Source organism: Actinomadura livida (assembly GCF_014648675.1).
Taxonomy (GTDB): domain Bacteria; phylum Actinomycetota; class Actinomycetes; order Streptosporangiales; family Streptosporangiaceae; genus Spirillospora; species Spirillospora livida.
In genome coordinates, this window is sequence record NZ_BMRO01000003.1 from 317,108 (window position 1) to 343,925 (window position 26,818).

General features: G+C 72.8%; 22 protein-coding genes. 9 read left to right on the forward strand and 13 right to left on the reverse strand.

The window, feature by feature from the left end; all coding sequences use genetic code 11:
• Both IEZ03_RS08140 and IEZ03_RS08145 read left to right on the forward strand, forming a co-directional pair.
• On the forward strand, nt 1–593 hold a 593-nt coding region (locus tag IEZ03_RS08140), incomplete at its 5' end, for a LysR family transcriptional regulator substrate-binding protein (protein ID WP_189241171.1).
• Nucleotides 583–1,002 carry an SRPBCC family protein gene (locus IEZ03_RS08145; RefSeq protein ID WP_184886726.1) on the forward strand — a complete coding sequence of 140 codons (420 nt, stop codon included), beginning with the start codon at nt 583–585 and terminating at the stop codon, nt 1,000–1,002. The genes IEZ03_RS08140 and IEZ03_RS08145, both read left to right, overlap by 11 nt.
• A gap of 103 nt (nt 1,003–1,105) precedes the next feature.
• Here the strand turns inward: IEZ03_RS08145 and holA are convergent, their stop codons facing one another.
• The 6 genes from holA to hflX form a co-directional block, all read right to left on the reverse strand.
• The gene (gene holA, locus IEZ03_RS08150; protein ID WP_184886728.1) at nt 1,106–2,059 is read right to left on the reverse strand and encodes a DNA polymerase III subunit delta; all 954 of its coding nucleotides are present in this window, start codon (nt 2,057–2,059) and stop codon (nt 1,106–1,108) included.
• 78 nt (nt 2,060–2,137) lie between these two features.
• On the reverse strand, nt 2,138–4,444 hold the full coding sequence (locus tag IEZ03_RS08155) for a ComEC/Rec2 family competence protein (protein WP_184886730.1): 2,307 nt from the start codon (nt 4,442–4,444) through the stop codon (nt 2,138–2,140).
• Complete coding sequence (locus IEZ03_RS08160) at nt 4,441–5,127, reverse strand: ComEA family DNA-binding protein (protein ID WP_229808131.1); 687 nt, start codon at nt 5,125–5,127, stop codon at nt 4,441–4,443. The genes IEZ03_RS08155 and IEZ03_RS08160 overlap by 4 nt, the downstream gene beginning before the upstream one ends.
• Nucleotides 5,128–5,194: 67 nt before the next feature.
• Entirely contained in the window at nt 5,195–6,037 is an 843-nt protein-coding gene (locus tag IEZ03_RS08165; RefSeq protein ID WP_184886732.1) for a DegV family protein, read from the reverse strand.
• A 21-nt stretch (nt 6,038–6,058) separates the two neighbouring features.
• Complete coding sequence (hutI, locus tag IEZ03_RS08170; RefSeq protein WP_131974101.1) at nt 6,059–7,273, reverse strand: imidazolonepropionase; 1,215 nt, start codon at nt 7,271–7,273, stop codon at nt 6,059–6,061.
• Nucleotides 7,274–7,722: 449 nt separating this feature from the next.
• Nucleotides 7,723–9,177, reverse strand: a complete 1,455-nt coding sequence (gene hflX / locus IEZ03_RS08175; protein WP_184886734.1) for a GTPase HflX — start codon at nt 9,175–9,177, stop codon at nt 7,723–7,725.
• A gap of 226 nt (nt 9,178–9,403) precedes the next feature.
• Between hflX and aceB the strand changes: the two genes are divergently transcribed.
• From aceB to IEZ03_RS08200, 5 genes are all read left to right on the forward strand, one after another.
• Entirely contained in the window at nt 9,404–11,011 is a 1,608-nt protein-coding gene (gene aceB / locus IEZ03_RS08180) for a malate synthase A (RefSeq protein ID WP_184886736.1), read from the forward strand.
• A 148-nt stretch (nt 11,012–11,159) separates the two neighbouring features.
• A complete protein-coding gene (locus IEZ03_RS08185) occupies nt 11,160–12,608 on the forward strand; it encodes an FAD-linked oxidase C-terminal domain-containing protein (protein ID WP_184886738.1) in 1,449 nt (482 codons plus the stop codon).
• Complete coding sequence (locus IEZ03_RS08190; RefSeq protein WP_184886740.1) at nt 12,608–13,804, forward strand: FAD-binding oxidoreductase; 1,197 nt, start codon at nt 12,608–12,610, stop codon at nt 13,802–13,804. The genes IEZ03_RS08185 and IEZ03_RS08190 overlap by 1 nt, the downstream gene beginning before the upstream one ends.
• Entirely contained in the window at nt 13,804–15,090 is a 1,287-nt protein-coding gene (locus IEZ03_RS08195; RefSeq protein ID WP_184886742.1) for a (Fe-S)-binding protein, read from the forward strand. Before IEZ03_RS08190 ends, IEZ03_RS08195 begins: the two co-directional genes overlap by 1 nt.
• A 107-nt stretch (nt 15,091–15,197) precedes the next feature.
• The gene (locus IEZ03_RS08200) at nt 15,198–15,923 is read left to right on the forward strand and encodes a hypothetical protein (protein WP_184886743.1); all 726 of its coding nucleotides are present in this window, start codon (nt 15,198–15,200) and stop codon (nt 15,921–15,923) included.
• On the opposite strand, the gene IEZ03_RS08205 is transcribed toward IEZ03_RS08200, so the two are convergent.
• Genes IEZ03_RS08205 through IEZ03_RS08220 form a run of 4 tightly spaced genes read right to left on the reverse strand, consistent with a single transcriptional unit; the run spans nt 15,920 to nt 21,250 of the window.
• Entirely contained in the window at nt 15,920–17,599 is a 1,680-nt protein-coding gene (locus IEZ03_RS08205; RefSeq protein ID WP_184886745.1) for an ABC transporter family substrate-binding protein, read from the reverse strand. The genes IEZ03_RS08200 and IEZ03_RS08205 overlap by 4 nt on opposite strands.
• On the reverse strand, nt 17,596–19,422 hold the full coding sequence (locus tag IEZ03_RS08210) for a dipeptide ABC transporter ATP-binding protein (RefSeq protein WP_221480829.1): 1,827 nt from the start codon (nt 19,420–19,422) through the stop codon (nt 17,596–17,598). Before IEZ03_RS08210 ends, IEZ03_RS08205 begins: the two co-directional genes overlap by 4 nt.
• The gene (locus IEZ03_RS08215) at nt 19,419–20,246 is read right to left on the reverse strand and encodes an ABC transporter permease (RefSeq protein WP_229808132.1); all 828 of its coding nucleotides are present in this window, start codon (nt 20,244–20,246) and stop codon (nt 19,419–19,421) included. The genes IEZ03_RS08210 and IEZ03_RS08215 overlap by 4 nt, the downstream gene beginning before the upstream one ends.
• On the reverse strand, nt 20,243–21,250 hold the full coding sequence (locus IEZ03_RS08220; protein ID WP_229808133.1) for an ABC transporter permease: 1,008 nt from the start codon (nt 21,248–21,250) through the stop codon (nt 20,243–20,245). Before IEZ03_RS08220 ends, IEZ03_RS08215 begins: the two co-directional genes overlap by 4 nt.
• A gap of 477 nt (nt 21,251–21,727) precedes the next feature.
• On the opposite strand from IEZ03_RS08220, the gene IEZ03_RS08225 reads away from it, so the two are divergent.
• Nucleotides 21,728–23,692, forward strand: a complete 1,965-nt coding sequence (locus IEZ03_RS08225) for a sensor histidine kinase (protein ID WP_184886747.1) — start codon at nt 21,728–21,730, stop codon at nt 23,690–23,692.
• A 296-nt stretch (nt 23,693–23,988) separates the two neighbouring features.
• On the opposite strand, the gene dapF is transcribed toward IEZ03_RS08225, so the two are convergent.
• Both dapF and miaA read right to left on the reverse strand, forming a co-directional pair.
• Nucleotides 23,989–24,816, reverse strand: coding sequence for a diaminopimelate epimerase (dapF, locus tag IEZ03_RS08230; RefSeq protein ID WP_184886749.1), 828 nt, complete (start codon nt 24,814–24,816; stop codon nt 23,989–23,991).
• A gap of 30 nt (nt 24,817–24,846) precedes the next feature.
• Nucleotides 24,847–25,737: a tRNA (adenosine(37)-N6)-dimethylallyltransferase MiaA gene (gene miaA / locus IEZ03_RS08235; RefSeq protein WP_229808172.1), complete on the reverse strand. Its 891-nt coding sequence runs from the start codon at nt 25,735–25,737 to the stop codon at nt 24,847–24,849.
• Between the two features lie 160 nt (nt 25,738–25,897).
• Here miaA and IEZ03_RS38520 point away from each other — a divergent pair, with 160 nt between their 5' ends.
• Nucleotides 25,898–26,197, forward strand: a complete 300-nt coding sequence (locus IEZ03_RS38520) for an antitoxin (protein WP_184886753.1) — start codon at nt 25,898–25,900, stop codon at nt 26,195–26,197.
• On the opposite strand, the gene IEZ03_RS08245 is transcribed toward IEZ03_RS38520, so the two are convergent.
• The coding region (locus IEZ03_RS08245; RefSeq protein ID WP_189241172.1) for a class III extradiol ring-cleavage dioxygenase family protein at nt 26,185–26,818 on the reverse strand (634 nt) is incomplete at its 5' end. The genes IEZ03_RS38520 and IEZ03_RS08245 overlap by 13 nt on opposite strands.

The window sequence follows — 26,818 nt, forward strand, 5'->3', positions numbered from 1 at the left end:
CCCGCGTCCCGGCCCTCGCCGCCGGCGAAGGCGCCTACCTCTACCTTCTGGGCGACGTCGTCCGCCCCGGCATCCGCCTGATCAACGGCGACCGCGCCCGCACCCTCGCCGCCGTCCGCACCGGCCGCGCCGACCTCGGCGTCTCGGTCCTGGACGTCATGCCCACGGACATCGAGGCCGTCCCCCTGGCCACCTACCCGCAGGTCCTCGTCATGCCGGACGACCACCCCCTCGCCGAGCGGCCGGACCTCGCCCTCACCGACCTAGCGGGCGCCTCCCTGGTCGCCCCGCCGCCCACCGGCCCGCACCGCATCGCCCTCGAACGCGCCCTCCGCTCCGCCGGCGTCCCATGGTCACTCGCCGTCGAGGCCGAGGGCTGGCCCCTCACCCTGCACTTCGTCTCCCTGGGCATCGGCCTCGCCATAGTGAACGGCTGCGTGACGCCTCCCCCGGGCCTCGTCACGCGCGAGATCATCGACCTGCCCGCCGTCCCCTACCACGCCCTGCACCTCCCGTCCCGCGCCGACGACCCCTTGGTCACCGGCCTCCTGTCCGAGATCCGCACCGCACTGGGGAATGACAATGCGCTTTGAAACCACCGTCGACATCAACGCCACTCCCGAAACCGTCTGGAAGCTCCTGATCGACGTAGAACGCTGGCCGGACATGACCGCCTCCATAAACCGCGTGGAACTCCTCGACGAACCCATCGCCCTTTCCGCCCGAGCCCGCGTCCACCAGCCCAAACTCCCCGCCGCCATATGGACGGTCACCGCTTTCGAGGAGAACAAGACCTTCACCTGGGAATCCCGCTCCCCCGGCGTGACCACCACCGCCGCCCACGAACTCGTGACCACCCCCAACGGCACGGTCACCGTCCACCTGACCCTCGACCAAAAGGGCCCCCTGGCCCCTTTGTTCGCACTACTAACGGGCCGCCTGACCCGCCGCTACGTAACCATGGAAGCCGCCGGCCTAAAAACCAAAGCCGAAACCCCCTGACCCCGCCCCAAAACCATCCCGCCCACCTGCACACCACCGCACCGCATGGTCGATGACCGCGACACGAACGGGCAGTACTGCGGGCGGCGGGAGCCGGTGGTTATCAGCCGCGGGCGGCGACTATTTCGGCGACGGTTTTCTCTAGGGCGTAGGCGGGGTCGGCCGAACCGCCCTTGACCTGTTCGTCGGCCTTGGCGACGGCCGTGAGGGCTTGGGCGACGCCGTCCGCCGACCAGGCGCGCAACTGCTTCTGGACGCGGTCGATCTTCCACGGCGGCATGCCGAGGTCCTTCGCCAGGGCGGCGCCACGTGCACCGCGCGGTGCGCCACCGACCTTCGCCAGGCCCCGCACGCCCTGGGCGAGCGCGCTGACGATCAGGACCGGCGCCACGCCCGTCGCGAGCGCCCAGCGGAGCTGCTCCAGGGCCTCGGCGAGCTGCCCCTCGATCGCCTTGTCCGCCACCGTGAACCCGCTCACCTCGGCGCGGCCCCGGTAGTACCGCGCCACCGCGGCGTCGTCGATCTTGCCCCCGGTGTCCGCGACGAGCTGGTTGCCGGCGGCCGCTAGTTCCCGCAGGTCGTTGCCGACGGCCTCGATCAGTCCGCGCGCCCCGTCCGCCGAGATCTTCCCGCCCGCCCGGCGGACCTCGGCCCGGACGAAGTCGACCCGCTCCCCCATCTTGGTGATCTTCGGGCACGCGATCTTGCGCGCCTTGAGCTTCGTCAGGCCGTCGACCAGCGCCTTGCCCTTGGCCCCGCCGTGGTGGACGGCGACGAGCACCACGTCGTCCGCGGGCTGCTTGGCGTAGGCGAGCACCTCGGCCGTCAGGTCCTTCCCGAGGTCCTGCGCCGCCCGCAGCACGAGCACCTTCCCGGCACCGAACAGCGAGGGCGACGTCAGCTCCGCGATCCGCCCGGGCTCCAGGCCCCCTGGGCCGAGGTCGATCACCTCGGCCTCCGGGTCGCCCGCCCTGACAGAGGCGACGACATCACCGATGGCCCGCTCCACGAGCAGCTCTTCGTCTCCGACGATCAGGATGTTGGGCTCGACCGACACCCCAGCAGCATGCCACGCCCAGCCCCCCACCCGCGCCAAGACGCCGACGCGGGACCGGCGGGCTGCGGGAGGTGTGGGTCAGTGGCTGGGGACCACTGCGATGCCGGTTTTGGTGCGGGTTATGGCTATGTCTCCTTCCTGGTCGGTGCGGTGGATCTGGGTGCCGAGGCGTTGGAGGAGTTTGAGGGTCGCCGGGGACGGGTGGCCGTAGTCGTTGTCCTCGCCTACGGAGATCAGGGATATGGAGGAGCGGGCGGCGGCCAGGAAACCCGGGGCCTGTCCGCGCGCGCCGTGGTGGGGGACCTTGAGGACCTGGACGTGCGGGACGGTCGCTGTCAGGGCGCGTTGGGCCTCCTCTTCGATGTCGCCGGCCAGGAGGGCGCTGAAGCCGGGGCTGCGGGCCACGACGACCACGCTGGCATTGTTGATCGTGGTGCCGTCGTCCCCGGGTGTGAGGGCCGGGCCGGTTCGGGGGGCGAGTACCGAGAGGGTCAGGTCGCCGATGCGCCATTGCTGGCCTGCCTCGGCGCGGTGGGTGTGGAGGTCGGGGGCGAGGCGCGCCTCCCGGCCTGAAGTACGGGACGTCGTCAGGATCGCGTGGACTCGGCGGCCGTTCCTGACGCCGGACGTGCCGTTGATGTGGTCGGCGTGGGGGTGGGTCAGAACGATGAGCGGGACGTCCTTCACATCGAGGCGGCGGAGGCATCGGTCTACCAGTGCGGGGTCTGGGCCGGTGTCGACGACGACGGCCTGGGCGGGTGCGGTGTACAGGACCAACGCATCGCCTTGGCCCACGTCGCAGGCGACCATCTGCCAGCCGGGCGGCGGCCAGCCCGGGGACGTCACGCGCATGGCGATGACCGCCGCCATGATCCCGATCATCGCGGCGGCGGCGAGCAGGCGCAGGCGGCGGCTGCGCAGGATCAGGAGGGCGAGCCCGGCCGCGAGGAGCAGCGTCATGGCGCCCAGGCCGCCGCCCGTCCACGGGATCGTGGCGTAGGGCAGCGCGGCGGCGGTGCGGGCCACCCGGATGATCCAGCCGACCGCCAGGCCCGCGGGCCACACGATGCCCTGTGCCAGGGGGACGGAAATGAGGGCGGTGATGGCGGCGAGTGCGCCCAGCAGGGTCGCGGGGGCGACGGCTGGAGCGGCCAGCAGGTTGGCGAACACCGCGACGACGCCTATCTCGCCCGAAAGCATCACGAGAACCGGGGACACCGCGACCTGGGCGGCGGCCGCGACGGCGAGGGCGTCGGCCAGGGGGCCGGGCAGCCGGCGGGCCAGCCGTTCCCGCCAGCGTGGCGCCAGCACGAGCAGGCCGGCGGTCGCCAGGACCGACAGCGTGAACCCGTAGGAGCGCGCCAGGGCGGGGTCGACCAGCACGAGGAGCAGCACGGCGGCGGCGAGGGCGGGGATCCCCTGGCGCTGCCGCCCGGTGACCAGGGCCAGGAGGCCGATGAGGCCCATGACGGTCGCCCGCAGGACGCTCGGTTCCGGACGCGCGACCAGGACGAACGCGAGCACCGCGACGACCGCGACGGGCGGGGCGCGCCGGCGGCCGAGGCCGAGGAGGCGGCACAGGCCGAGGACGGCTCCGATCACGATCGCGAGGTTCGCGCCGGACACGACCATCAGGTGGGTGAGCCCGGCGGTGCGGAAGTCCTCGGCCAGCGCGAGGTCGAGACCGGACGTGTCGCCGACGACCATGCCGGGCAGGACCCCGCGCTGGTCGGGCGGGAGACGTGCCACCGCGGCCCGCAGCCGCGCCCGCACGTGCTCGGCCGCGCGCTGCATCCGCGACGGCGGCCCGAGAACGGTGGGCGGGCCGCGGACGATCACGACCGCGGCGAGCAGGTCGGCGCCCTCGGGCGGCACGAACCTGCCGTGGAGCCGCACCCGCTGGCTGGGCACCATGCGGAGCCAGCGGGCGTCGTCCGCGATCAGCAGCACGGGCACGCGGACCTCGGCACGCGGCACCACCTCCGCGCGCGCCCGGAGGATGATCATCTTCCGGCCGTTTCCCGGCTTCGCCCGAGGATCGCCGGTGACGACCGCTTCGGCCGTCGCGAACCGTCCGTCGCGGGCGAGATCGCGCACCGGTCCGGTACCGACGGCCGTGGCCCGTAACCCCACTCCGGCCGCGGACGCGGCCGCGCACACGAGCACCACCCCGACCAGCCTCCGCCGCGCTCCCGTCTCAGGCCTTCTCGTTGTGCCTCTGGACTTCTGGTGGGTCGTTTTCGGGTGGCGGGGGGTTAGTAGGTAGAGGGCTGTGAGGGTTGTGGTGGCGGCGATCGTGTAGGTGAGGGGTGGGGGGAGGGCGATGGTTGTGGCGGCGGTCAGCCAGGTGGCCAGGGCGGGGGCCAGTAGGCGCAGGTCGGTCATACGCGGACCAGGGATTTCAGGTCGGCGTAGCGACGGGCGCCTATGCCGCTGACGTCCTGGAGTTGCTCGACGGAGCGGAAGCCGCCGTGCTCGGTGCGGTAGTCGAGGATGCGCTGGGCGAGGACGGGGCCCACTCCGGGGAGGTCGTCGAGTTGGTCGAGGGTGGCCGTGTTGAGGCTCAGGGGGGCGTCGGCGGCGTTGGAGGGCGTGGGGCCGGGGGCGCTGGGCGGTGGTGTGGGGTGGGGGATGCCTACTGGGATTTGTTCGCCGTCCACCAAGGGGCGGGCGAGGTTCAGCGGGCCTGTGCCGGCGCCCTTGCGCACTCCCCCGGCCGCTTTGATCGCCTCCGCTACGCGGGAGCCGGACGGGAGGGTGATCACGCCGGGCTTCTTCACCTTGCCGAGGACGTGCACGACCACCGAGGAGGCGGCCGTGACCGGTTTCGCGGGCGCGGTGGGCCCCGCGTCGGTGAGGGTCGCCTTCGCGGCGGGCGGCGGGGACGGCTGCGGGCGCGCGAGCCACAGGTAGCCGGCCGCCACCAGGGCGGCGACGACGCCGATCAGGACGAGGACGCGGACGTTCGAACGTTCGGGGGTGGCGCGTAAGCGGGCGGACGGGGGCGTCTCGGGCGGGCGAAGGCGGCCCATGAGGGACTGCAGGCGGTCATGGGTGTCGGGCTTCATGGCGCTTGACGCTAAGCCGCGTCCAGCGGTGATCGTCAGCTCATCGGCGATTGTGGATAACCCAGGGCTACTGGGGCGCCACGACCACGCCCAGCATTCCGGGGCCGACGTGGGCGCCTATGACGGGGCCGACCTCGCCGACGTAGACGTCCGCGATGTCCGGGACGCGTTCGCGGAGGCGTGCGGCGAGCGATTCGGCGCGGGAGGCGGCGGCGAGGTGCTGGACGCCCAGGTCGACGCGGCGGTCCCCGGCCTCGGTGACGGCGAGCTCCTCCAGGCGGGCGAGGGCGCGTGCGGAGGTGCGGACCTTCTCCAGCGGGGCGAGGCGCCCGTCCCTGATGTCGAGGAGGGGCTTCACCATGAGCGCGGAGCCGAGCAGGTTGGCCGCGGCGCCGATGCGGCCGCCGCGGCGGAGGTGTTCGAGCGTGTCGACGTAGATGAGGGAGCGGGTGAGGGCGGCCCGGCGGGCGGCGGCCTCGGCGACCTGTTCCGCGGTCCCGGCCGAGAGGGCGGTGGCCGCGGCGGAGAGTGCGGCGAATCCGAGGCCCATCCCGATGGTGCCGCTGTCGACGACCGTGACCGGTACGGGCGCGTCGCCGGCCGCGAGGCGGGCCGCCTCCACCGTCCCGGACATGGCGGCGGAGAGGTGCACGGAGACGATCTCGCGGGCGCCGGAGCCGGCGATGGCGCGGTAGACGTCCGCGAACCGCTCGGGGGCCGGGCGGGACGTGGTGACGGGCTGCCATTCCCGCAGCGCCTGGGCGGCCTCGGCGGTGGTGATGTCGTCCTCGTCCCGCGTGGTGCCGCCCACGGCGATCTGGAGCGGGACGACGGTCAGCCCGTGCCGTTCGGCGAGGCCCGGCGGAAGGTAGGCCGTGGAATCGGTGACGACCGCGACCGCGCTGCCCATGGGGAGGACATTACCGGCACGTCACGGCTGGACGGGCACTCCGCCGCGCCAGATCCGCAGTGCGCGCAGCCCGAAGGCCCAGGCGAAGGCGCCCTCGTGGTCGGCGTCCCACAACACGATGTCGGCGAGCATGCCGGGCGCCAGGGACCCGCGGTCGCCGACGCGCAGTGCGGCGGCGCCGCCGAGGGTGGCGGCGCGCAGGGCCTCGGTGACGCTGAGGCCGAACATGGCGACCGACAGCCCGATGACGAGCGGCATGGACGTGATGCCGCACTGGCCCGGGTTGTGGTCGGTGCCGAGGGCGACGGTGACGCCGCGGTCGAGCATCTGCCGGACGGGTGCCGGGGCGCGGCTGCTGTTGAGGGCGCTGCCGGGGCAGACGGTGGCGGTGACGCCGGCGTGGGCGAGGGCCTTGATGTCGTCGTCGTTGGCCTGGGTGAGCAGGTCGGCGGACGCGCAGCCGACCTCGGCGGCGACCTGCGCGGCGCCGATCCGCTCGTTGGCGCAGGCGTGCATGCGGGCCTTCAGGCCGGCGCGCTTGCCGGTGAGCAGCAGGGCGCGGGCCTCTTCGGCGGTGAAGTGCCCCTCGTCGCAGTAGACGTCGATCGAGTCGGCGCCGGCGACGGCGGCGTCCCCGGCCCACAGCCGGACGGCCTCGATGTAGTCGCGGCGGCGGCCGAAGAACTCCGGCGGCAGGATGTGCGCGGCCAGGAACGTGGCGTGGATGCGCGGCATGGACGGCTCGCCCTCCAGCGACCGCAGCATCCGGATGTCGGCGAGTTCGCCGTCGCGGGTGAGGTGGTACCCGGTCTTGGCCTCGACGGTGGTCGTCCCGGCGAGGATCCACTGGCGGAGCCGTTCGCGGACGCCGTTGCACAGCGTCCAGGGGTCGGTGCCCCGGGTGACGGTCACGGTGGAGTTGACGCCGCCGCCCGCGGCGGTGATTGCGGAGTGCGACGACCCGCTGGTGCGCATCGCGAGTTCCGCCCACCGGTTCCCCGCGTAGACGGGGTGGGAGTGCGCGTCGATGAGCCCCGGCGTGACGAGGCCGCCGCCCAGGTTCTCGACGTGGTCGACGTCGACGATGTCGTCGATGATGCCCGGGACGCGCTGCGGGAGGTCGGAGGCGGGTCCGGCCCAGACGATCCGGTCGTCGTGGATGAGCACCGCCGCGTTGCTGCAGACGTCGGTGCCCGTCCAGAGCCTGCCGATGTTCGTCAACAGCCGTACGGTCATGGCGTCACCGACCCGGCCGGGGCCGTGGAGCGCGTCTCAGCGCGGTACCGGACGCCGTGGCGCGTCGCTGCGTGGCACCTGCTCTCGCTCGCGAGTTCGGACCTGCCATGGAATGGGCCACCTGCTCTCGATCCGAACCGCCGACCGGATGCCGGCGATCCACCGTCGGTGAATCGGGTGGTCGGGCGACCACCAATGGCAACAAGACCGGAGATATCGGTTTCGTCACGGTAGTGCACTGAAGGCCCGTCCGACAACCTCTGATCGCAGCGCATCGACAGCCATCACCCCGCCCCTAGCTCTACGACCGTACGGATTTCAACCGAACCGTCAAGCCGATTGGGGAAGCTGTCACCGTTCGGGGACCGGCGGCGGCTTCCAGACGCACCCGAAACACGTCCCGAACAGCCCGAAACCCCGTCCGGTCCTCGGCGGACCGGACGGGGTCGTCAGACGTTCGGGGCGACGGCCTCGAACCTGGCCAGTTCCCCGGCGAGGTCGGCCGGGACCCTGGCGTGCAGCATGGTGCCGTCGGCCAGGTGCTCCTGCTTGAGGACCTCACCGCGCTCGTGCACCTGCCCGACGAGGTCGCCGCGGTCGTAGGGCACCAAGGCGCGGACCTCGCTCTCCAGCCCCGGCAGGTCCGCCTCGATGGCCGCGCGGAGCGCCTCGATGCCGAACCCGGTGCGGGCCGACACGACGACGCTGTGCGGCTCCCGGCGCTGGAGCCTGGCGATCGTGAGGTCGTCGGCGGCGTCGGCCTTGTTGATGACGACGATCTCGGGGATCCCGTCGGCGCCGATGTCGCGCAGCACCTCGCGGACCGCCTCGAGCTGCGCCTCGGGGTCGGCGTCGGAGCCGTCCACGACGTGCAGGATCAGCCCGGCGTCGGTGACCTCCTCCAGCGTCGAGCGGAACGCCTCGACGAGCTGGTGCGGCAGGTGCCGGACGAAGCCGACGGTGTCGGCGAGGGTGTAGGCGCGGCCGCCGGGCGTCTCGGCGCGCCGGACGGTCGGGTCCAGGGTGGCGAACAGCGCGTTCTCCACCAGCACCCCGGCGCCGGTGAGCCGGTTCAGCAGCGACGACTTGCCCGCGTTGGTGTAGCCGGCGATGGCGACGGCGGGCACCGCGTTGCGGCGGCGCTCGCCGCGCTTGGTGTCGCGCGACTTGGACATGCCCGCGAGCTGCCGGCGCAGCTTGGCCATCCGGGTGCGGATCCGCCGCCGGTCCAGCTCGATCTTGGTCTCCCCGGGGCCGCGGCCGCCGATCCCGATGCCGCCGGCGGCGCGCCCGCCGACCTGCCGGGACAGGTTGCCGCCCCAGCCGCGCAGCCGCGGCAGCAGGTAGTCGAGCTGCGCGAGCTCGACCTGCGCCTTGCCCTCGCGGCTCTTGGCGTGCTGGGCGAAGATGTCGAGGATCAGCGCGGTCCGGTCGATCACCTTGACCTGGACGGTCTCCTCCAGGTGCCGCAGCTGGCTCGGGGTCAGCTCGCCGTCGCAGATGACGGTGTCGGCGCCGGTGGCGATGACGATGTCGCGCAGCTCCGCGGCCTTGCCGGAGCCGATGTAGGTGGCCGGGTCGGGGCGGGAACGGCGCTGGACGAGCCCTTCGAGCACCTCGGAGCCGGCGGTCTCGGCGAGGAGCGCCAGCTCGCGGAGGGAGTTCTCGGCCATCTCGGCCGTGCCGTCCGTCCAGACGCCCACGAGGACGACCCGCTCCAGCCGCAGGGCGCGGTACTCGACCTCGGTGATGTCGGTGAGCTCGGTGGAGAGACCTGCTACGCGGCGCAGTGCCTTCCGGTCCTCGAGGTCGAGCTCGCCCGTCATGGGGTCGAACTCGGCCGGATCCCGGGTCTCGAACTCGTCCGTGGCGTGGTCCTGGTCTGCAGAAAAAGGTTGAGTCATATGTCCTCTGTGGAACGCCGCGATGCGGCCGTATCTTCCCGGCGATCGTCTCACGGGCGGTCCCCGGTGGTCACGTGCTTATCGCCCGGGGTTGACGCAAGCGCGCGCGGGGAGGTCTGCGGGAAAGGTGTACGGACGGGCGAACCCGCTTTGACCGGGCTCGGCGCCGCCGAGTACCGTCTCCACATAACAGAACTGGAATTTCGCTATACGAAAGGGCAGGCAGATGGCTGGACTGGAAGGCATCGAGGTCACCGGACCCCTCGGCGAGCGGTACGAGGAGATCCTGACCCCCGAGGCGCTCGGCCTGCTCGCCGCCCTGCAGCGCGCGCTCGGCGCGCGGCGCAAGGAGCTCCTCGGCGCGCGGGCCGACCGCCAGCGCGCGCTCTCCGAGGGCGGGACGCTCGACTTCCTGCCGGAGACCGCGGGCGTCCGGGAGGACGACTCCTGGCGCGTCGCCGCCCCCGCGCCCGGCCTGGAGGACCGCCGCGTCGAGATCACCGGCCCGACCGACCGGAAGATGACCATCAACGCCCTCAACTCGGGCGCGAAGGTGTGGCTGGCCGACTTCGAGGACGCCAACACGCCGCTGTGGAACAACATGATCGAGGGGCAGCTCAACCTCAGGGACGCCCTCGACCGCACCATCGACTTCACCGACCCCAAGAGCGGCAAGTCCTATGCGCTGAAGGACGACGGCGAGCTCGCGACGATCGTCGTCCGGCCCCGCGGCTGGCACCTGGAGGAGAAGCACCTCCTCGTCGACGGCGAGCCCATGTCCGGCTCCCTGGTCGACTTCGGGCTGTACTTCTTCCACTGCGCCCGCCGCCAGCTCGACAAGGGCAAGGGCCCCTACTACTACCTGCCGAAGATGGAGAGCCACCTCGAGGCGCGGCTCTGGAACGACGCGTTCAACCTCGCCCAGGACCACCTCGGCGTCCCGCGCGGCACCATCCGCGCGACCGTCCTCATCGAGACGATCCCGGCCGCGTTCGAGATGGAGGAGATCCTCTACGAGCTGCGCGACCACTCCGCCGGGCTGAACGCCGGCCGCTGGGACTACCTCTTCTCGGTCATCAAGAAGTTCCGGGACCGCGGCGCCGACTTCATCCTCCCGGAGCGCAACGCCATCACGATGACCGCCCCGTTCATGCGGGCCTACACCGAGCTGCTCGTCCGGTCGTGCCACAAGCGCGGCGCGCACGCGATCGGCGGGATGGCGGCCTTCATCCCGTCCCGCCGCGACGAGGAGGTCAACAAGATCGCCCTGGAGAAGGTCCGGGCCGACAAGACCCGCGAGTCCGGCGACGGCTTCGACGGCTCCTGGGTCGCCCACCCCGACCTCGTCCCGATCTGCCGCGAGGTCTTCGACGGCGTCCTCGGCGACAAGCCGAACCAGCTCGACCGGCTCCGCGAGGACGTCGACGTGTCCGCCGCCGACCTCCTCAACATCAAGGCGACCCCGGGCGAGATCACCGAGGCCGGCCTGCGCAACAACATCGACGTCGCGCTGCGCTACCTCGCCACGTGGCTGGACGGCGCCGGCGCCGTCGCCATCCACAACCTCATGGAGGACGCCGCGACCGCCGAGATCTCCCGCTCGCAGGTGTGGCAGTGGATCTACAACGGCGTCTCCACCGCCGAGGGCCGGAAGATCACCAAGGAGTGGGTCGAGCAGCTCCTCGACGAGGAGCTCGGCAAGATCCGCGACGAGCTCGGCGACGCCTACAACGAGCCCCGCTACAACCAGGCCGTGGCCCTCTTCAAGGAGGTCACCCTCGCCGACGAATACGCCGAGTTCCTGACGATCCCCGCCTACCAGCAGTTCCCGTGACTCCCAGGGGGGCGACCCCCTGGAACCCCCGTTGCGGGTCGTGCGGCCTCCGGTCGCACGACCCGTGGGGTGATCATGAACGTTCTGCGGCGGGTGGTCCGGGGTGGGCGACATTGCGGGGCGCTCGGGGGCGGAGGAGAGTGGAGTAATGGAACCGCGGCTCGCAGTGCTGGAGGCTCGGCTGGCGGCGCTGCTCGGGAGCGAGGGCGTCATCACCGATCCGGTGCGGCTTCGCACGTACGAGTGCGACGGGCTGATGAACCATCGGGCCACGCCCGCGATCGTGGTGCTGCCGAACGACGCCGAGCAGGTCGCCGCGGTCGTGCGGGAGTGCGTGGCGGCCGGTGTCCCGTACGTCGCGCGGGGGTCGGGGACGGGGCTGTCCGGCGGGGCGCTGCCGCGGGCGGACGGGGTGCTGATCGTCACGTCCCGCATGCGGCGGATCCTGGAGATCGACATCCCGGGGCAGCGGGCCGTGGTGGAGCCCGGCGTGATCAACCTCGACGTCACGCGGGCCGTCCGGCCGTACGGGTACTACTTCGCGCCCGACCCGTCCAGCCAGCAGATCTGCTCGGTGGGCGGGAACGTCGCGGAGAACTCCGGCGGCGCGCACTGCCTGAAGTACGGGTTCACCGCGCACCACGTGCTGGCCTGCGAGGTGGTCACGCCGGACGGCGAGCTGGCCGAGCTGTCGGCGGACGCGCCGGGCTACGACCTGCTGGGCGTGTTCGTCGGGGCGGAGGGCACGATCGGCATCACCACCAAGATCACGGTGCGGCTGACGCGGGTCCCCGAGACGGTGCAGACGCTGCTGGCGGCGTTCGACTCGATCGAGGCGGGCGGCACCGCCGTGTCGGCGATCATCGGGGCGGGCGTGGTGCCCGCGGCGATCGAGATGATGGACGCGCTGTCGATCGAGGCGGCGGAGGCCGCGGTGCGCTGCGAGTACCCGCCGGGCGCCGGATCGGTGCTGATCGTGGAGCTGGACGGCCCCGAGACGGAGGTCGCGGCCCAGTTCGCGGAGGCCCGGCGGCTGTGCGAGGACGCGGGAGCCTTCGAGATACGCGTCGCCGCGGACGACGAGGAGCGGGCGCTGATCTGGAAGGGGCGCAAGTCCGCGTTCGCCGCGGTCGGGCGCATCAGCCCCGCCTACATCGTGCAGGACGGCGTCATCCCCCGGACGGCGCTGCCGCAGGTGCTGGCGCGGATCGACGCGCTGTCGGCGGAGTCGGGCGTGCGGGTCGCGAACGTGTTCCACGCGGGCGACGGCAACCTGCATCCGCTGGTGCTGTTCGACGACGCGGAGGAGGGCGCGGAGGCGCGCGCGGAGGAGGTGTCGGGCGCGATCCTCGACCTGTGCATCGAGCACGGCGGGTCCATCACGGGAGAGCACGGCGTGGGCGTGGACAAGTCCCGCTACATGACGCGCATGTTCACCGACACGGATCTGGACACGATGCAGATGGTCCGCTGCGGCTTCGACCCCGGGAACCTGTGCAACCCGGGCAAGGTGTTCCCCACTCCGCGCCTGTGCGGTGAGGTGCCCGGCGTCCGCAAGGGTCCCCATCCGTTCGAGGGAAAGGCGGACCTCTTCTGATGCGGCCCCTCGACGCCCTGGCGAAGGTGTGCGGCGACGTCCGCCCCGGTGAGCCGGCGGACGGCGTGCTCGGTGTCGAGCCGTCCGTCGTCGCCGCGCCGAAGAACGTGGCCGAGGCCGCCGACGTCATGCGGGTGGCCGCCGAGCAGGGGCTGGCCGTCGTCCCGCGCGGCGCCGAGACCCGGCTGGACTGGGGGACGCCTCCCGAGCGGTGCGATCTGCTCGTCGACACCCACCGGCTCGACGCGCTCATCGAGCACGCCGAGGGAGACCTGGTCGCGAAGACGGAGGCCGGGCTGCCGCTGGAGCGGCTCGCCGAGCGGCTCGCGGAACGCGGGCAGCGCCTCGCCCTCGACAACCCCCTGCCCGGGTCCACGGTCGGCGGGACGATCGCCACGGGCGCGGCCGGTGCGCTCCGCACGCTGTACGGGACGCCCCGCAACCTGGTCATCGGGCTCACGATCGTCCGGGCGGACGGCCAGGTCGCGCGTTCGGGCGGCAAGGTCGTCAAGAACGTCGCCGGGTACGACCTCGGGCGGCTGTTCTCCGGCTCGTACGGAACCCTCGGCCTGATCGTCGAGGCCACGTTCCGGCTGCACCCCCTGGCACCGGCCAACGCGTACGTCACGTGCGCCGTGAGCGGCCCCGAAGAGGCGCATGACGCCGTGCAGAGCGTCCTGCACTCCCCCGTGGCGCCCAGCGCGGTGGAGTACATCAATCCTGGGACGGTCGCCGTCCTGCTGGAGGGCGTCCCAGACGGTGTCGACACGCGCGCCCACCAGACCAAGGAGCTCCTCGGCGAGCGTACCGAGATCTCCGAAACGGCACCGGAGGGCTGGGGGCAGTACCCGGACGGCACCACCCTCATCGGCATCAGCGCACCGCCGCCCGCCCTCCGCGACCTTCTCTCCCTGCTCGGCCCCGAGGCCGCTGCCACCTGGAGCGGGAGCGGCCACGGTCATGTGGGGCTCCCCGCCGGGATGCCCGCGGACGAGGTGGCCGCCACCCTGGACCGCCTCAGGGAATGCCTGAGCAGGTACCGCGGCAACGCCGTCGTCCGCTACGCCCCCCAAGAGGTGCGCGACGAGATCGACGTGTGGGGCCCGGTTCCGGCACTCGCGTTGATGCGGCGTGTGAAGGACCAGTTCGACCCGGATCATCGGCTGTCCCCCGGCCGTTTCGTTGGAGGCATGTGATGAGCGCCCACGACGACCTGCCGAAACTGCTCGATGACTGCGTGCACTGCGGTTTCTGCCTGCCGACGTGCCCCACCTACGTCCTGTGGGGCGAGGAAATGGACTCGCCCAGGGGCCGCATCCACCTCATGCAGCAGCACGTGGACGGCGAACCGCTCAGCGGCCCGATGGTGGAGCATTTCGACGCCTGCCTCGGCTGCATGGCCTGCGTGACGTCCTGCCCCTCTGGCGTGCAGTACGACCGACTCATAGAGATGACCCGGGCCGACGTAGAACGCGAGCACGAACGTCCGCTCAAGGAGAAGGCCATTCGGGAGATGGTCTTCCAGCTGTTCCCGTACAGGCGCCGGCTCCGTGCGCTGCGCGGCCCCCTGCGCGCGTACCAGAAGTCGGGGCTGGAGCGGCTCGTCCGGCGCAGCGGCGTCCTGGAGCGCATCTCGCCGTCCGTGGCGGCGATGGAACGGCTCACGCCGCCGCTCGGCAAGGCCCGGCGGCTGCCGGAACTGGTCGCCGCCCGCGGCGAGCGCCGCGCGACGGTCGGAATGCTGACCGGGTGCGTGCAGGGCGAGTTCTTCCCCGGCGTCAACGCCGCCACCGCGCGCGTGCTGGCCCTCGAAGGCTGCGACGTGGTCATCCCCAAGGACCAGGGGTGCTGCGGGGCGCTGTCCCTGCACTCGGGCCGCGAGGACGAGGCCCGCGCCTTCGCCCGCCGGACGGTCGAGACGTTCGAGTCCGTCGACGTCATCGTGGTCAACTCCGCAGGCTGCGGGTCGGCGATGAAGGACTACCGGACGCTCCTCGCGGACGACCCCGCCTGGGCGCGGCGCGCGGAGGCGGTCGCGGCCAAGACCCGGGACTTCGCCGAGTTCCTCGTCGATCTCGGCCCCCGCGCGAAGCGGAGTCCACTTCCGGTCACGGTCGCCTACCACGACGCGTGCCACCTCGCCCATGCGCAGGGCGTGCGCAGCCAGCCACGTGCGCTGCTGGCGGGGATTCCGGAGCTGACCGTCCGGGAGATCGCCGAACCCGACATCTGCTGCGGTTCGGCGGGAACCTATAACCTTTTCCAGCCTGCGGCCGCCGGTGAACTCGGCGACCGCAAGGCGGTGAACGTGGACGCCACGGGAGCCGAACTACTGGTCGCAGCCAACCCCGGCTGCTCCATGCAGATCGCCACCGCGCTGCGCCGGCGCGGCGCCGGCATCGCGATCGCGCATACCGCGCAGGTGCTGGACGCCTCCCTCAGGGGTCTCGGCCGCGACACCGTCGTCGCACGCCGTTCGTAACCCCGTGACCTGGACCGCCGCCGATTCAGGCGTCGGGTATCGTGTCCGACTGCTTGAACGGGATGCGCGACCGAGCCTGGAGTGGGCCCTAGGGAGCACGCAGAACCATGGCCAACGACTACCACCCCTACCGCACGCACCGCCGGACGAAGAAGACCCGGGCCGGGAGGCTCGGGCTGGCCGGGGCCCTCACCGGGGCGCTCGGGATCACCGCGGTGGCGGCCACGATCGTGATCGTCCGGCCGGGCGGCGACCCCGGCGGGGAGGCCCGGCCGACGCTGGCCGGCCAGGGCAGCGTCGAAGCGGGCCCGTCCGTGCCGTCCCCGGACGCCGGCCCGCCGCTCAACTTCACCACCCCCGAGGGCTACGGCTACAGCCTCGCCGCGGTCGAGGCCGGGACGGACCCGGCGCCCCTCGGCGCCACCAAGGCCCCGCCGTCTGGGACGACGTACGCCTACGCCGACTACGTCCTCACCAACAACCAGCGGCGTCCCGTGCTGCTGGACTACCCCGCCGACCTGTTCATGCCGAAGGCGCGGGTCCCGTCGTCGGCCCAGGAGCGGTGCATGCCGCAGGCGGGCATCCCCGACGACATGTGCACGCTCCCCAACCGGAGCGAGGTCACCGCCAGGATCGACGGGGCCGAGCCGCCCGTTGACGAGAACGGCACGATGATGATCCCGGCGGGTGCCACGTACCTGGTGCGGATCGCCTCCGAACTCCCGGTCGACAAGGGCATCTCCGCGGACGACCTGAGGCTGTTCGTGTGGAACGCCCGCTACACCAGCGACCTCACGGGCATCGAACTCGCCTTCCCCAACGACGCGGGCTAGGACGCGTCCGTGAACCCGATGTCCTCGTAGTCGGGCTCGAAGAAACCGCAGGCGCCGAGATTGGCCAGGTCCGCGCGCGCGGCGACGAGCTGGGGACGCTGATACAGCGGCAGGACCGACGCCTGCCGCCAGATGAGCCGGTCGGCCGCGTTCACGAGGGCGTGGACCTTCACCGGGTCGACCTCTGCGATGGCGCCGTCCAAGGCCGTGTCGATGGCCTCGCTGCCGACGCGGGAGAAGTTCTGCTGGACGCGCCCACCGTCGGGCCGCGCGAAGACCGACTTCATCGTCGACACCGGGTACGACGTGCCCAGCCAGGAGAAGGGCACGATGTCGAACCTCCCGGGCGTCACGTAGCGGGCGAACACGTCGTCGGCGGGTACGGGCACGATGTCCACCCGGACGCCGATGCGTTCCAGCATGGCCCGCGCCAGTTCCCCTTCGCGTTTGCTGATCGGGACGCCCGACGGGACGACGAAGCGCAGCGCGAGCGTCCGTCCGTCCTTGGCGCGGTACTCGCCGCGGAGGTGCCAGCCCGCCTCGTCCAGGAGCCGCCTGGCGCGGCCCAGGTCGTACACGCCGAACTCCCCCGAGTTGTCTCTGTAGCCGTCCTGGGTGGCGACGTAGAAGTGGTTGCCGAGCGTCCGCACGGGAACGCCGAGGCCGGACAGGTCGGAACGGGCGATGGCGCGCCGGTCGATGCCGAGCATGACGGCCCGCCGCACCCGCGCGTCGGACAGGACGGGCGACGCGGCGTTCAGCGTGAAGTGCCGCCAGTCCGGCCCGGCCGCCTTGCGCACGGCGGCGCCGCGGACGCTCTGGACACGCCGCAGCGCGCCCGCGTCCAGGCCGATGTCCATCAGGTCGATCTCACCGTTGGCGAACGCGCCGGGCGTCGCGGCCGGGTCCATCGCGCGGTACACGATGCGGTCGAGCCTCGCCCGCGGACCCCACCAGGCGGGGTCGCGGACCAGGGTGACGGTCTTGCCGGTCCGGTCGATCTGCTGCACCCGGAACGGCCCCGCCGTGACGGGCATCCGGTTCCGCCAGCCGCCGTTGAACTCGCGCGGCGTGGAGTAGGCGGCGGCCGGATACAGCGGGCTGAACAGGCCGCGCCAGTCCGCGTACGTCCCGTCGAAGGTCACCTTGACCTCGTGTTCGCCGGCGCCTCGTTCGATGCTCTTGATGCGGCGGTAGCCGGTGACCGTGGAGACCTCGTAGCGCGCGTCCCGCCCGGACAGCGCCCGCGCCTGTGCGACGAAGTCGGCGCGGCCGATGGGCCGGCCGTCCGACCACCGGGCGCGCGGGTTGAGCCGGTAGGTGACGATCTGGCCGCGTCCGGTGCGCCGGAGCGTGGCCGACCGCAGGTACTCGGGGACGGGCCGCGGCACGGCCTTCTCGTCGGCGCGCATCAGATGCGGCAGGACGCCCTGGACGACGCGCTCGACCGCTCCCGTGGTGCCGTTGACGTGGTTGAAGTTCCACTGGGACGGGAACTCCGGCAACGGCCAGCGCAGGGTCCCGCCCTCCGCCACACGGTCACGCGGGACCGGGTTGACGTCGAAGGCGGGCAGTTGCTCCGACGAGCGGGCCGTGGACTCCGGCGCGGAACCGCTGCATCCGGTCCCGGTCAGCAACCCGACGCCTAGGAGCGCGGCGCCGGATATCCGTGTCAAGGTGCGCTCTCGCCTTCGGCAAGGGGATGGTGACAGGCGACCGAATGGCCGGCGCCCTCCCCTGGCCGGACGGGACGGGACTCGGGATCGTCTTCCTCGCACAGGACTCCCTCGGCAGCGGTAAGCATGGCGTAGCGCGGGCAACGGGAACGGAAGCGGCACCCCGCGGGCGGGGACGCAGGGTCGGGCGGGTCTCCCCGCAGAAAGACGCGGGGGCGGCGCTGCTCAAGGCACGGGTCGGCCAAGGGCACCGCGTCCAGAAGCGCGCGTGTGTACGGATGGGCGGGGTCGCCGCAGACGCCGTCCGCTGGCCCGATCTCAACGAGGCGACCCGCGTACATGACGGCGACTTGATCGGCCAGGCGACGGACGACCCCGATGTCGTGGGTGACGAGCAAGCACGCCATGCCCAACCGCTCGCGCAGACGCTCCAGCAGGCCCAACACCTCTGCCCGCGCAATAACGTCCAGGGCCGCGACAGGTTCGTCCAGAAGGAGCAACCGGGGCTCCAGGGCGAGCGCTCTGGCAATGCCCACACGTTGCCTCTGTCCACCCGACAGCGCGTGCGGGTAACGCCGGGCGTGAGCGGGCTCCAAGCCCACCAGCTCTACCAGCGCCTCAACACGCGCCCTGGCTCGCGACGTCGGCATCCCATGCGCGGTCAGCGGCTCAGCGAGGATGTCGGCCACGCGCATGCGCGGGTTCAACGACGAGAACGGGTCCTGGAACACCACCTGGACGTCACGTCGCAGTGCCTTGCGGTCACTGGCGCGCAGAGTGGCGGTGTCCCGGCCGAAGAGGGCGACGCGTCCGCCCTGCGGGCGCGAGAGGCGGAGGATCTCCATCAGGGTCGTGGTCTTGCCGGAACCCGACTCCCCCACCAACGCGAGGGTCTCACCCTCGCGGATCCGGAACCCGATGCCGTCCACGGCGCGCACGGACCCGGCCTGGCGCAACCGCAAGGGCCCCTTGTAGAGGGCGTGGTGGCGGACGAGACCGTCCACATCCAGCACGGCTGGACGCTCGGGCCGGGACGGGGGCACCGGCGACTCGCGGGCAGGAGAACTCGCCCGCAGCAGTTCGTTCGTGTACGGCGTACCGGGGCGCCGGAGAAGCTCCTCCACCGGCCCTGACTCGACGGAGCGTCCCGCGTGCATCACCATCACCCGGTCGGAGAACCCGGCGACGACCCCCGGATCGTGCGTGATCAGCACGATCGCGGCGCCGGTGGCCTCCTTGGCGACCCTCAGCACGTCCAGGACCTGCGCCTGGACGGTCGCGTCGAGCGCGGCCGTCGGCTCGTCCGCGATGACGACGGCCGGGTCGTTGGCGATCGCCATGGCGATCATCACGCGCTGCCGCATGCCGCCGGAGAGCTCGTGCGGGTACGCGCGGGCGCGCCGCTGCGCACCCGGAATCCCGACCAGATCGAGCAGGGCGACGGCCCGTGCCCGCGCCGCCGCACGCGAGACGCGGGCGTGGATCCGCACCGTTTCGGCGATCTGGTCGCCCACCGTGTGGACGGGGGTGAGCGCCGAGAGCGGGTCCTGGAAGACCATGGCCAGGTCCTTGCCGCGCACCCGCGACAGCTCGGCGTCCGATCGTCCCAGCAGCTCCCGCCCGCGCAGCCGCACCGAGCCCGTCACGCGGGCGTCGTCCGGCAGGAGGCCCATCACGGCGAGTGCGAGCGCGGTCTTGCCGGAACCCGACTCGCCGACGACGCCGAGGACCTCCCCGGCCGCCACCGTGAGGCCGGCCCCCTGGACGGCGCGCACGCCGGGCGCGTACCGAACCGTCAGATCCGTGACCCGCAGAACGCTCAACGCCCGCCCCGGGCGGGGTCGAAGGCGTCCCGCAGCCCGTCGCCCAGGAGGTTCACCGCGAGTACGGCGAGGACGAGCAGGCCCGCGGCGAACGCGAACGGCCACGGATGGGCGGCGGCGGTCCCCTGGCCCTCGGCGATCAGCGTGCCGAGCGACACGTCCGGCGGCCGCACCCCGAACCCGAGGTAGGACAGCCCGCCCTCCGCGACGATCGCGACGCCGACGTTGAGGCTCGCGTCCACGGCCAGCAGCGACGCCAGGTGCGGCAGGACGTGCCGGGCGACCACCCGCGGCGCGCCCACCCCGAGGAACCGGGCGGCCAGCACGTGCTCGCGCCGCCGCAGCGAGACCGTCATCGCCCGCACCGCCCGCGCCGTGACCATCCACATGAGCGCGGCCAGCACCGCCATGAGCACCGGCAGGCCGCCCGGCAGGCGGGGCGCCAGCACGGCGGCGACGAGGAACGACGGCAGGACGAGCAGCAGGTCGGCGCCCCACATCAGGACGCGGTCCACCCGGCCGCCCGCGTAGCCTGCGGCCGCGCCGATGACGGCGGCCAGGCCGGTCGAGGCCACGGCGACGAAGAGGCCGACGAGCAGCGACGTCCGCGCGCCGCGCAGGGTGAGGGCGAAGACGTCCCGCCCGCTCTGCGTGGTGCCCAGCCAATGCCGGGCGGACGGCCCCTCGTGGAAGGCGGCGAAATCCGTCTCGTCCCACCCCGACGGCGACACGAGCGGCCCCAGCAGCACCAGCGAGAACAGCAGGGCGAGCAGGAGCAGCCCCGCCGCGGCCCGGCGGCTCACCCACATGTCCCCGCCGGTCACGCCGCCCCCCGGACGCGCGGGTCGAGAGCGCCGTGCAGGACGTCCGCGACCAGCCCGGCGAGCAGCACCCCGCACACGGCGACGCATCCGATCGCGGCGACCGCGTTGACGTCGCCGCGCGCGACGGAGCCGGCCAGCCACTCCCCCATCCCGTGCCGGCCGAAGATCTCCTCGGTGAAGACGGCGCCGAGGACCAGCAGGCCGGACGCGTAGGAGAGGTAGGTCGTCATCGGGACGAGCGCGGTCCGCAGCCCGTGCCGCAGCAGCGCGCTCCGGCGCCGCAGCCCCCGGGCGCGGGCGGTGCGCACGAAGTCGGCGTGCAGCACGTCCAGCATGAGGCCGCGCTGGTAGCGGCAGTAGACGCCCAACTGCGCGAGCGCGATCGTGACGGTCGGCAGGAGCAGGTGCCGCGCACGGTCGGCGAGACCGGCCACTCCGCCGGGCGCTCCGGGCGTGGACTCACCGACCCACACGAAGACCCGCACGCCCAGCGCGTCGTTCGCCCTGCTCGCGAGCATCTGCAGCAGGACCGCCAGGACGAACACGGGGACGGCCGGAAGCAGGCACGCCCCGAACGTCACGAGCCGGTCGGCCGTGCGGCCGCGCCGCACCGCCGCCCACGCGCCGAGCAGCAGGCCGCCCGCGCAACCCAGGACTGCGCCCGGCAGCACGAGCCGCAGGCTGACGCCGAGCCGCCGCCCCAACTCGGCATTGACCGGTTCGCCGTCCCACGTGCGGCCGAAGTCACCGCGCAGAACGTCCCCGGCCCAAATGCGGTAGCGGTCGGCCAGGGGCGTCCGGTCGTTGAGGTTGAGGGCAGTGAGGCGGGCGTCGACGACCGCTTCGGGCGGACGCGGCGTACGGTCCTCGTACGCCGCGCGGGGATCGAGCGCGGCGGCGGCGAGCAGGTAGGCGAGGCTCACGCCGAGGACGGCCAGGACCAGGTGGTTCGCCAACCGGCGCAGCACGAACGCCGCCATCTCCCCCCTCCGGACGCCCAACACGAGCACAGGATGCTACTGCCTGATTACACACGGCGTTGGGAAAAGCCCGGAGTTAGCGCTCGATATCAGGTGTGGGCGGGATCGCGGCGGCTCACGGCGAGTATGTTGACTCGACCGGCCTGACCCGGCCGGTCGGCGCGGGCACTCCGAATGCGCGACCCGTTTCGGTCGTCCGGCGCCGGCGGCGATCCGAACCCGCCCCTGTGAAGGGCTCAGAGCCGCCGCCCGCACCGCGGTGCCGGACCCGGCGGGCGGCGCGGCACGGGGCGCCCGGTACCTCCCACCGGACGACTGTGACCTGCACCTTCGGTTCTCTCCGCCGGAATCCGCGGTTACCATCACGGCACGCGCCACCGCGCCGCGACGGAGACAGTGTCGGCGGAGGGGGGTCCCGGTGTCCTGAGGCGGACGCCCCGATGTCTGCAGGACAGGGAGCCGGACGCTTTAACATTCCATTACTTTTGGTCTGGGGTGGGCATGGACGAGACGGTGAGAAGGAACCGCGGCGCGGGACGCTTCGCGGTCGCCGTCGCGTTCGGCGCCGTCCTCCTCGTCGCCGCGTCGCTCGTCGTCGGCGGCCTGCTCCCCGCCGACCTGCGGATGGTCTGGTGGCATCCGGAGATCCTCGTCGCGACCGCGTGGACCCTGGTGGCCGCCGTCCTGCTGCGGCACCGGCCGGGGCTGAAGGTCGGCTGGCTCATGCTCGCGGCCGGCTTCAGCTCCGCCGTGTACGTCCTGTCGCTCAATCTGGCCCCGTGGTTCGAGCTCCGCGGCTGGGCCGGAACCGGCTTCCTCACCTGGCTCGGCACCTGGCTGTGGGCCGTTGACACCTACGCCCTTACGCTCGTCCTCCCGCTGATCTTCCCGGACGGCCGGCTGGTGTCGCGCTGGTTCCGGCCGGTGCTCGCCCTCGCGTTCCTCATCCCCCTGGTCGTCTGCGTCCACCTGACGATCGACCCGGACGTGCGCAAGTGGCACAACGGGGTCTCGGTCTACCCGTTCGGTGACATTCCGCTGGCCATCACCGTGCTCATCCTCGGCACCCTGGCGGCGGCCCTGTGCTCGATCCTGGTGCGGTTCGTCAAGTCGCCCCCGGACGTCCGGCGGCAGATCGCCTGGGTCGTCTACCCCGGCCTGGTCGCCATCGCGGTGATCTACGCGGGCGAGAACACGATGATCGGCGACCCGGTGCGCAACATCACGATCGTGGCCGTCCCCGTCTGCGTCGCCATCGCGATCACCCGCTACCGGCTCTACGACATCGACCTCGTGATCAGCCGCACGCTGGTGTACGCGGGCCTCCTCGCCCTCGTCACCGGCCTGTACTTCGCGTTCGTCGGCGGGGCGAGCCTGCTCGCCCACGGCGAGGGGACGATCTCGGGGCTGGCCGCGGCGATCCTCGCGGGCGCGGTGTTCGAGCCCGTCCGGCGGCGCCTGCAGCGCACGGTGGACGGGTTCATCCACGGCGAGCGCGACCCGTACCGGATCGCGGACCGCCTCAACCGGCGGCTGCAGACCGCCGCCGACCCGCCGGCCGCGCTCGCGGTGGCCGCCGAGGTGGCCCGCTCCGCCCTGCACACCACCGGCGTCACGATCGAGGTGCTGGACCGCGACGGCCGCACGATCTCCGCGGAGGACGGCGTGCTCGGCGACCGGCCGCAGCTCATCCCGCTGGTGTGGCACGGGGAGCCGGTGGGCCGGCTGCTGTTCGGCGTCACCCGGTCGCCGGACGCGCGGCTGTCGGGCATCCTCGCCCGCAACCTCGCCGAGCTGGCGAACGCGGTGCGGCTCGCCGCGGACGTCCAGCGCTCCCGCGAGCACATCCTGCGCACCCGCGAGGAGGAGCGGCGGCGGCTGCGGCGCGACCTGCACGACGGCCTCGGGCCGACGCTCGCCAGCCTCGCGATGACGGTCGACGCCGCGCGGATCACGCTGAAGACCGACCCCGAGGCGGTGGACGCGCTGCTGGAGGAGCTCCGCGCGACGATGGGCAGCACCATCGGCGACATCCGGGAGCTCGTGTACGGGCTGCGGCCGCCCGCGCTGGACGACCTCGGGCTGGAGGGCGCGATCCAGGCGCTCGGCGGGGTCGTCGCCACGGGCGACGGCCCGCAGGTGGACGTCCAGGTGGAGGGCGACCTCAACGGCCTGCCCGCCGCCGCCGAGGTGGCCGCGTACCGGATCGTGCAGGAGGCGCTCACCAATGTGCACCGGCACGCCAACGCGTGCTCCGCGGTGGTCCGCCTGCATCTGAACGGCGATCTGCACGTCACGGTCGACGACGACGGTGTCGGGCTGCCCACGCGGGTGCGCTCGGGCATCGGAATGTCGTCCATGCGCGAACGTGCGGCCGAACTCGGCGGTTCCTGTACCGTCGGCCCCGGTCCCAAGGGCGGGACGCTGGTCCGGGCCAAGCTGCCCGTCAACGGCGTCCGCCGGTAAGACGTATCTGCGACGTCTTCCGCGTTCCCCGGTTCCCCGGTTCCGCGTTCCCCGGCCCGCTCCCGGACATCACCCGGTGGGAGGGCCGGTGACCGCCCCCCGCCAAGAAGGTCGCCACCGGCCCTCAGGCTCCGTACGGCACCGGGGCTCCCATCCCGATCCGTACGGGCCATTCACCAGAGGGTGTGCATGAATGAAAGTATGCGGCGGAAGGTCCCGGTGGTGAGGGACAGCTGTCCCGTTCGTGCCGGGACGAGGACGGACGCCGCTCCGCTCCTGGTCGCCGGGGGTGCGCGCTAGATCCACCCCGGCCGGGTCTCGCCCTCGGCCACCAGGACCGCCGGACCGGTGAGCCGGCTGGTCCCCCGGCCGAGCGCCACGGTGACCCGGCCGCCGGGCACGTCCACGGTCCATTCGCCCGGTTCGTCCATGCCCCGGGCGGCGACGGCGGCGACGGCCACCGTGCCGGTACCGCACGAACGGGTCTCGCCGGAGCCGCGCTCGTACACCCGCATCTCCAGGTGCCGCTCGCCGACGGTGCGGAAGAACTCGACGTTCACGCCCTCGGGGAAGACGGCGGGATCGAAGCCGGGCGCCCGCGAGAGGTCCAGCGCCGCGAGCGGTCCGTCCACGCGGCACGCCAGGTGGGGGTTGCCGACGGAGACGCGCTCGCCCTGGAACACCGCGTCCGCCAGGGTCGCCTCGCCGGGGCCGAGGACGTCGGCCGGGCCCATCTCGACGCTGACGTCCCCGGACGCGCCCAGCGTCACGCGCCGCAGGCCCGCGCGGGTCGCCACGTCCCACTCGCCGGGCGCGGCGAGGCCGGCGTCGACCAGGTAGCGGGCGAAGACCCGCATCCCGTTGCCGCACATCTCCGCGATGCCGCCGTCGGCGTTGCGGTAGTCCATGAACCACTCGGCGCCCGCGTCGATGTCCGGGTCGATGCCCGCGCCCTCGATATCCGCGGCCTTGGTGCGGACGACCCGCAGGACGCCGTCGGCGCCGATCCCGGCCCGCCGGTCGCACAGCCGCGCCACGGCCTCCGGCGTGAGGTCCAGGGCTCCGTCCGGATCGGGCAGGATCACGAAGTCGTTCTCTGTGCCGTGCCCCTTGACAAACCGCATCTCCCGATCATATTGCGTCCGCCGGACCTCTCAGCCGATCAGCGCGAGCGCGCGGCCGACCAGGTCAGGGGCGTCATACGGGAGCCACTGGACGCGCGGGTCCCGGCGGAACCACGACTCCTGGCGGCGGGCGAAGCGGCGGGTCGACCGGATGGTCTCCTCCTTCGCCTGCTCCTCGGTCCACTCCCCCGACAGGAACCGGAGCACCTGCGCGTAGCCGAGCGCGCGTCCGGCCGTCAGGCCGTCGCGCAGGCCCGCTCGGTCCAACTCCCGGACCTCGTCGACCAGCCCCGCGTCCCACATCCGCGCCACCCGCACGGCGATGCGCTCGTCCAGTTCCGCGCGGGGAACGCTCAGGCCGATCTGCACGACCGAGCCGTAGCGGTACCGGTGCTCGGGCAGGGTCGCGGTGAACGGGCGCCCCGTTATCTCGATCACCTCCAGGGCGCGGACGATCCGGCGGCCGTTGCTCGGCAGGATCGCCTCCGCCGCGGCCGGGTCCACCGCGCGCAGCCGCCCGTGCAGCGCCGCGGGCCCGGCGTGCGCCAGTTCCCCCTCCAGCCGCGCCCGGACGTCCGGGTCCGTGCCCGGGAAGTCCATGTGATCGAGCGCGGCCCGCACGTACAGGCCGGAACCGCCGACGAGGACGGGCGCCCGGCCCCTGCCCCGGATGTCGGTGATCACCGCTTCGCTGAGCCGCTGGTACTCGGCGACGCTCGCGGTCCGGGTCACGTCCCAGACGTCCAGCAGGTGGTGGGGCACCCCGCGCATCTCGGCGGGGGTGAGCTTCGCGGTCCCGACGTCCATGCCGCGGTAGAGCTGCATCGAGTCGGCGTTCACCGCCTCCCCGTCCAGCGCCAGGGCCAGTTCCACGGCGAGGTCGGACTTTCCGGCGGCGGTCGCGCCGACGACCGCGAGCACGCCGGGGGCGGTGGGACGCGGCGCCGGGTGCGCGGCATCGGACGCATTTCGTGAGGTCACGGGCTTAATTGTGGCAACAGTATGGGTATGGGCGGACTGTACGGGTGTCGCGCGCCAAGCGGGCACCACCGACAGGACGAGGGATCCGGGGGGATTTTCGATGTCCATCGTCGACAAGGTGAAGCAGATGCTCGGGCAGCACCCCGACAAGGCACGCCACGGTGTCGAGCGGGGCGGGGACATGATCGACGAGCGCACGGGCGGGAAGCACGCCGACAAGATCGACCGGATCCAGGACAGGGCCGGTGAGTACATCGACCGCGAAGGCGGCCAGGGCGGCGGACCCGGTGGTGGAACTCCCGGTGGTGGAACTCCCGGTGGCGGCGGGCCCGGCGGTGGCGCTCCAGGGGGCGGCGCTCCGGGTGGCGGCGGTCACGAGGGACCCGGTCAGCAGCCGTAAGGCGGGCGTGACCAGGCCGCGACGAAGTAGCCGACTCCGTACGGCGCCTCGTCCGCGAGCAGGCCGGCGCTGAAGCCGCCCCCGCCGGCCGCGCCGGCGAGCACCTGCCATGCCGCCCGCCCGGCCACCTGGAGTTCCCGGGAGAGATCCGGATCCAGGTCGGCCAGGGCGGCGGCATCCGCGCGTCCGAGCGCGCGCGCCACGGCCCCGTCGTAGGGGGCCGCGCGCTCGTCGAGGTACCCCGGTGCCTTCTCCGAGCGGCACGCCGTGCCGTCGCCCATCACCAGGAGGGCGACCCTTTCGGCCGACTCGGCCAGTCGCCGGCCGAGCTCCAGGCATTCCTCCGGCGGCGCGTCGAACGCGATCGCCTCGTAGCGGGCGTCGCCCCCGGTGCCCTGCCTGTGCAGGAGCCAGCGCCCGATGCTGAGGGAGAGCGGGAGGGCCTCCGCGTCGTCCTTGGGGTGGTCGGGGGCCGTCCAGGAGAGTCCGTACGGCTGGAGCGTCGCGTACGCGTCCGGCCCGTAGGTCCGGGTCTCCGGGGCGCCGCCAACGACGACCAGTACGTCTGCCTCGCCCAGGCGCTGGACGGCCTCGTCGCACGCGGCGCGCAGCCCGTCCAGC

What these genes read in the sequence shown, in the direction of transcription:
- IEZ03_RS08145 (WP_184886726.1), top strand. Translation starts at nt 583, where the DNA reads ATGCGCTTTGAAACCACCGTCGACATCAACGCCACTCCCGAAACCGTC.
- IEZ03_RS08155 (WP_184886730.1), bottom strand. Translation starts at nt 4,444, where the DNA reads ATGACCGACCTGCGCCTACTGGCCCCCGCCCTGGCCACCTGGCTGACC.
- dapF (WP_184886749.1), bottom strand. Translation starts at nt 24,816, where the DNA reads ATGCGGTTTGTCAAGGGGCACGGCACAGAGAACGACTTCGTGATCCTG.
- hutI (WP_131974101.1), bottom strand. Translation starts at nt 7,273, where the DNA reads ATGACCGTACGGCTGTTGACGAACATCGGCAGGCTCTGGACGGGCACC.
- IEZ03_RS08225 (WP_184886747.1), top strand. Translation starts at nt 21,728, where the DNA reads ATGGACGAGACGGTGAGAAGGAACCGCGGCGCGGGACGCTTCGCGGTC.
- IEZ03_RS38520 (WP_184886753.1), top strand. Translation starts at nt 25,898, where the DNA reads ATGTCCATCGTCGACAAGGTGAAGCAGATGCTCGGGCAGCACCCCGAC.
- IEZ03_RS08160 (WP_229808131.1), bottom strand. Translation starts at nt 5,127, where the DNA reads ATGAAGCCCGACACCCATGACCGCCTGCAGTCCCTCATGGGCCGCCTT.
- IEZ03_RS08185 (WP_184886738.1), top strand. Translation starts at nt 11,160, where the DNA reads ATGGAACCGCGGCTCGCAGTGCTGGAGGCTCGGCTGGCGGCGCTGCTC.
- IEZ03_RS08165 (WP_184886732.1), bottom strand. Translation starts at nt 6,037, where the DNA reads ATGGGCAGCGCGGTCGCGGTCGTCACCGATTCCACGGCCTACCTTCCG.
- IEZ03_RS08195 (WP_184886742.1), top strand. Translation starts at nt 13,804, where the DNA reads ATGAGCGCCCACGACGACCTGCCGAAACTGCTCGATGACTGCGTGCAC.
- IEZ03_RS08200 (WP_184886743.1), top strand. Translation starts at nt 15,198, where the DNA reads ATGGCCAACGACTACCACCCCTACCGCACGCACCGCCGGACGAAGAAG.
- hflX (WP_184886734.1), bottom strand. Translation starts at nt 9,177, where the DNA reads ATGACTCAACCTTTTTCTGCAGACCAGGACCACGCCACGGACGAGTTC.
- IEZ03_RS08190 (WP_184886740.1), top strand. Translation starts at nt 12,608, where the DNA reads ATGCGGCCCCTCGACGCCCTGGCGAAGGTGTGCGGCGACGTCCGCCCC.
- aceB (WP_184886736.1), top strand. Translation starts at nt 9,404, where the DNA reads ATGGCTGGACTGGAAGGCATCGAGGTCACCGGACCCCTCGGCGAGCGG.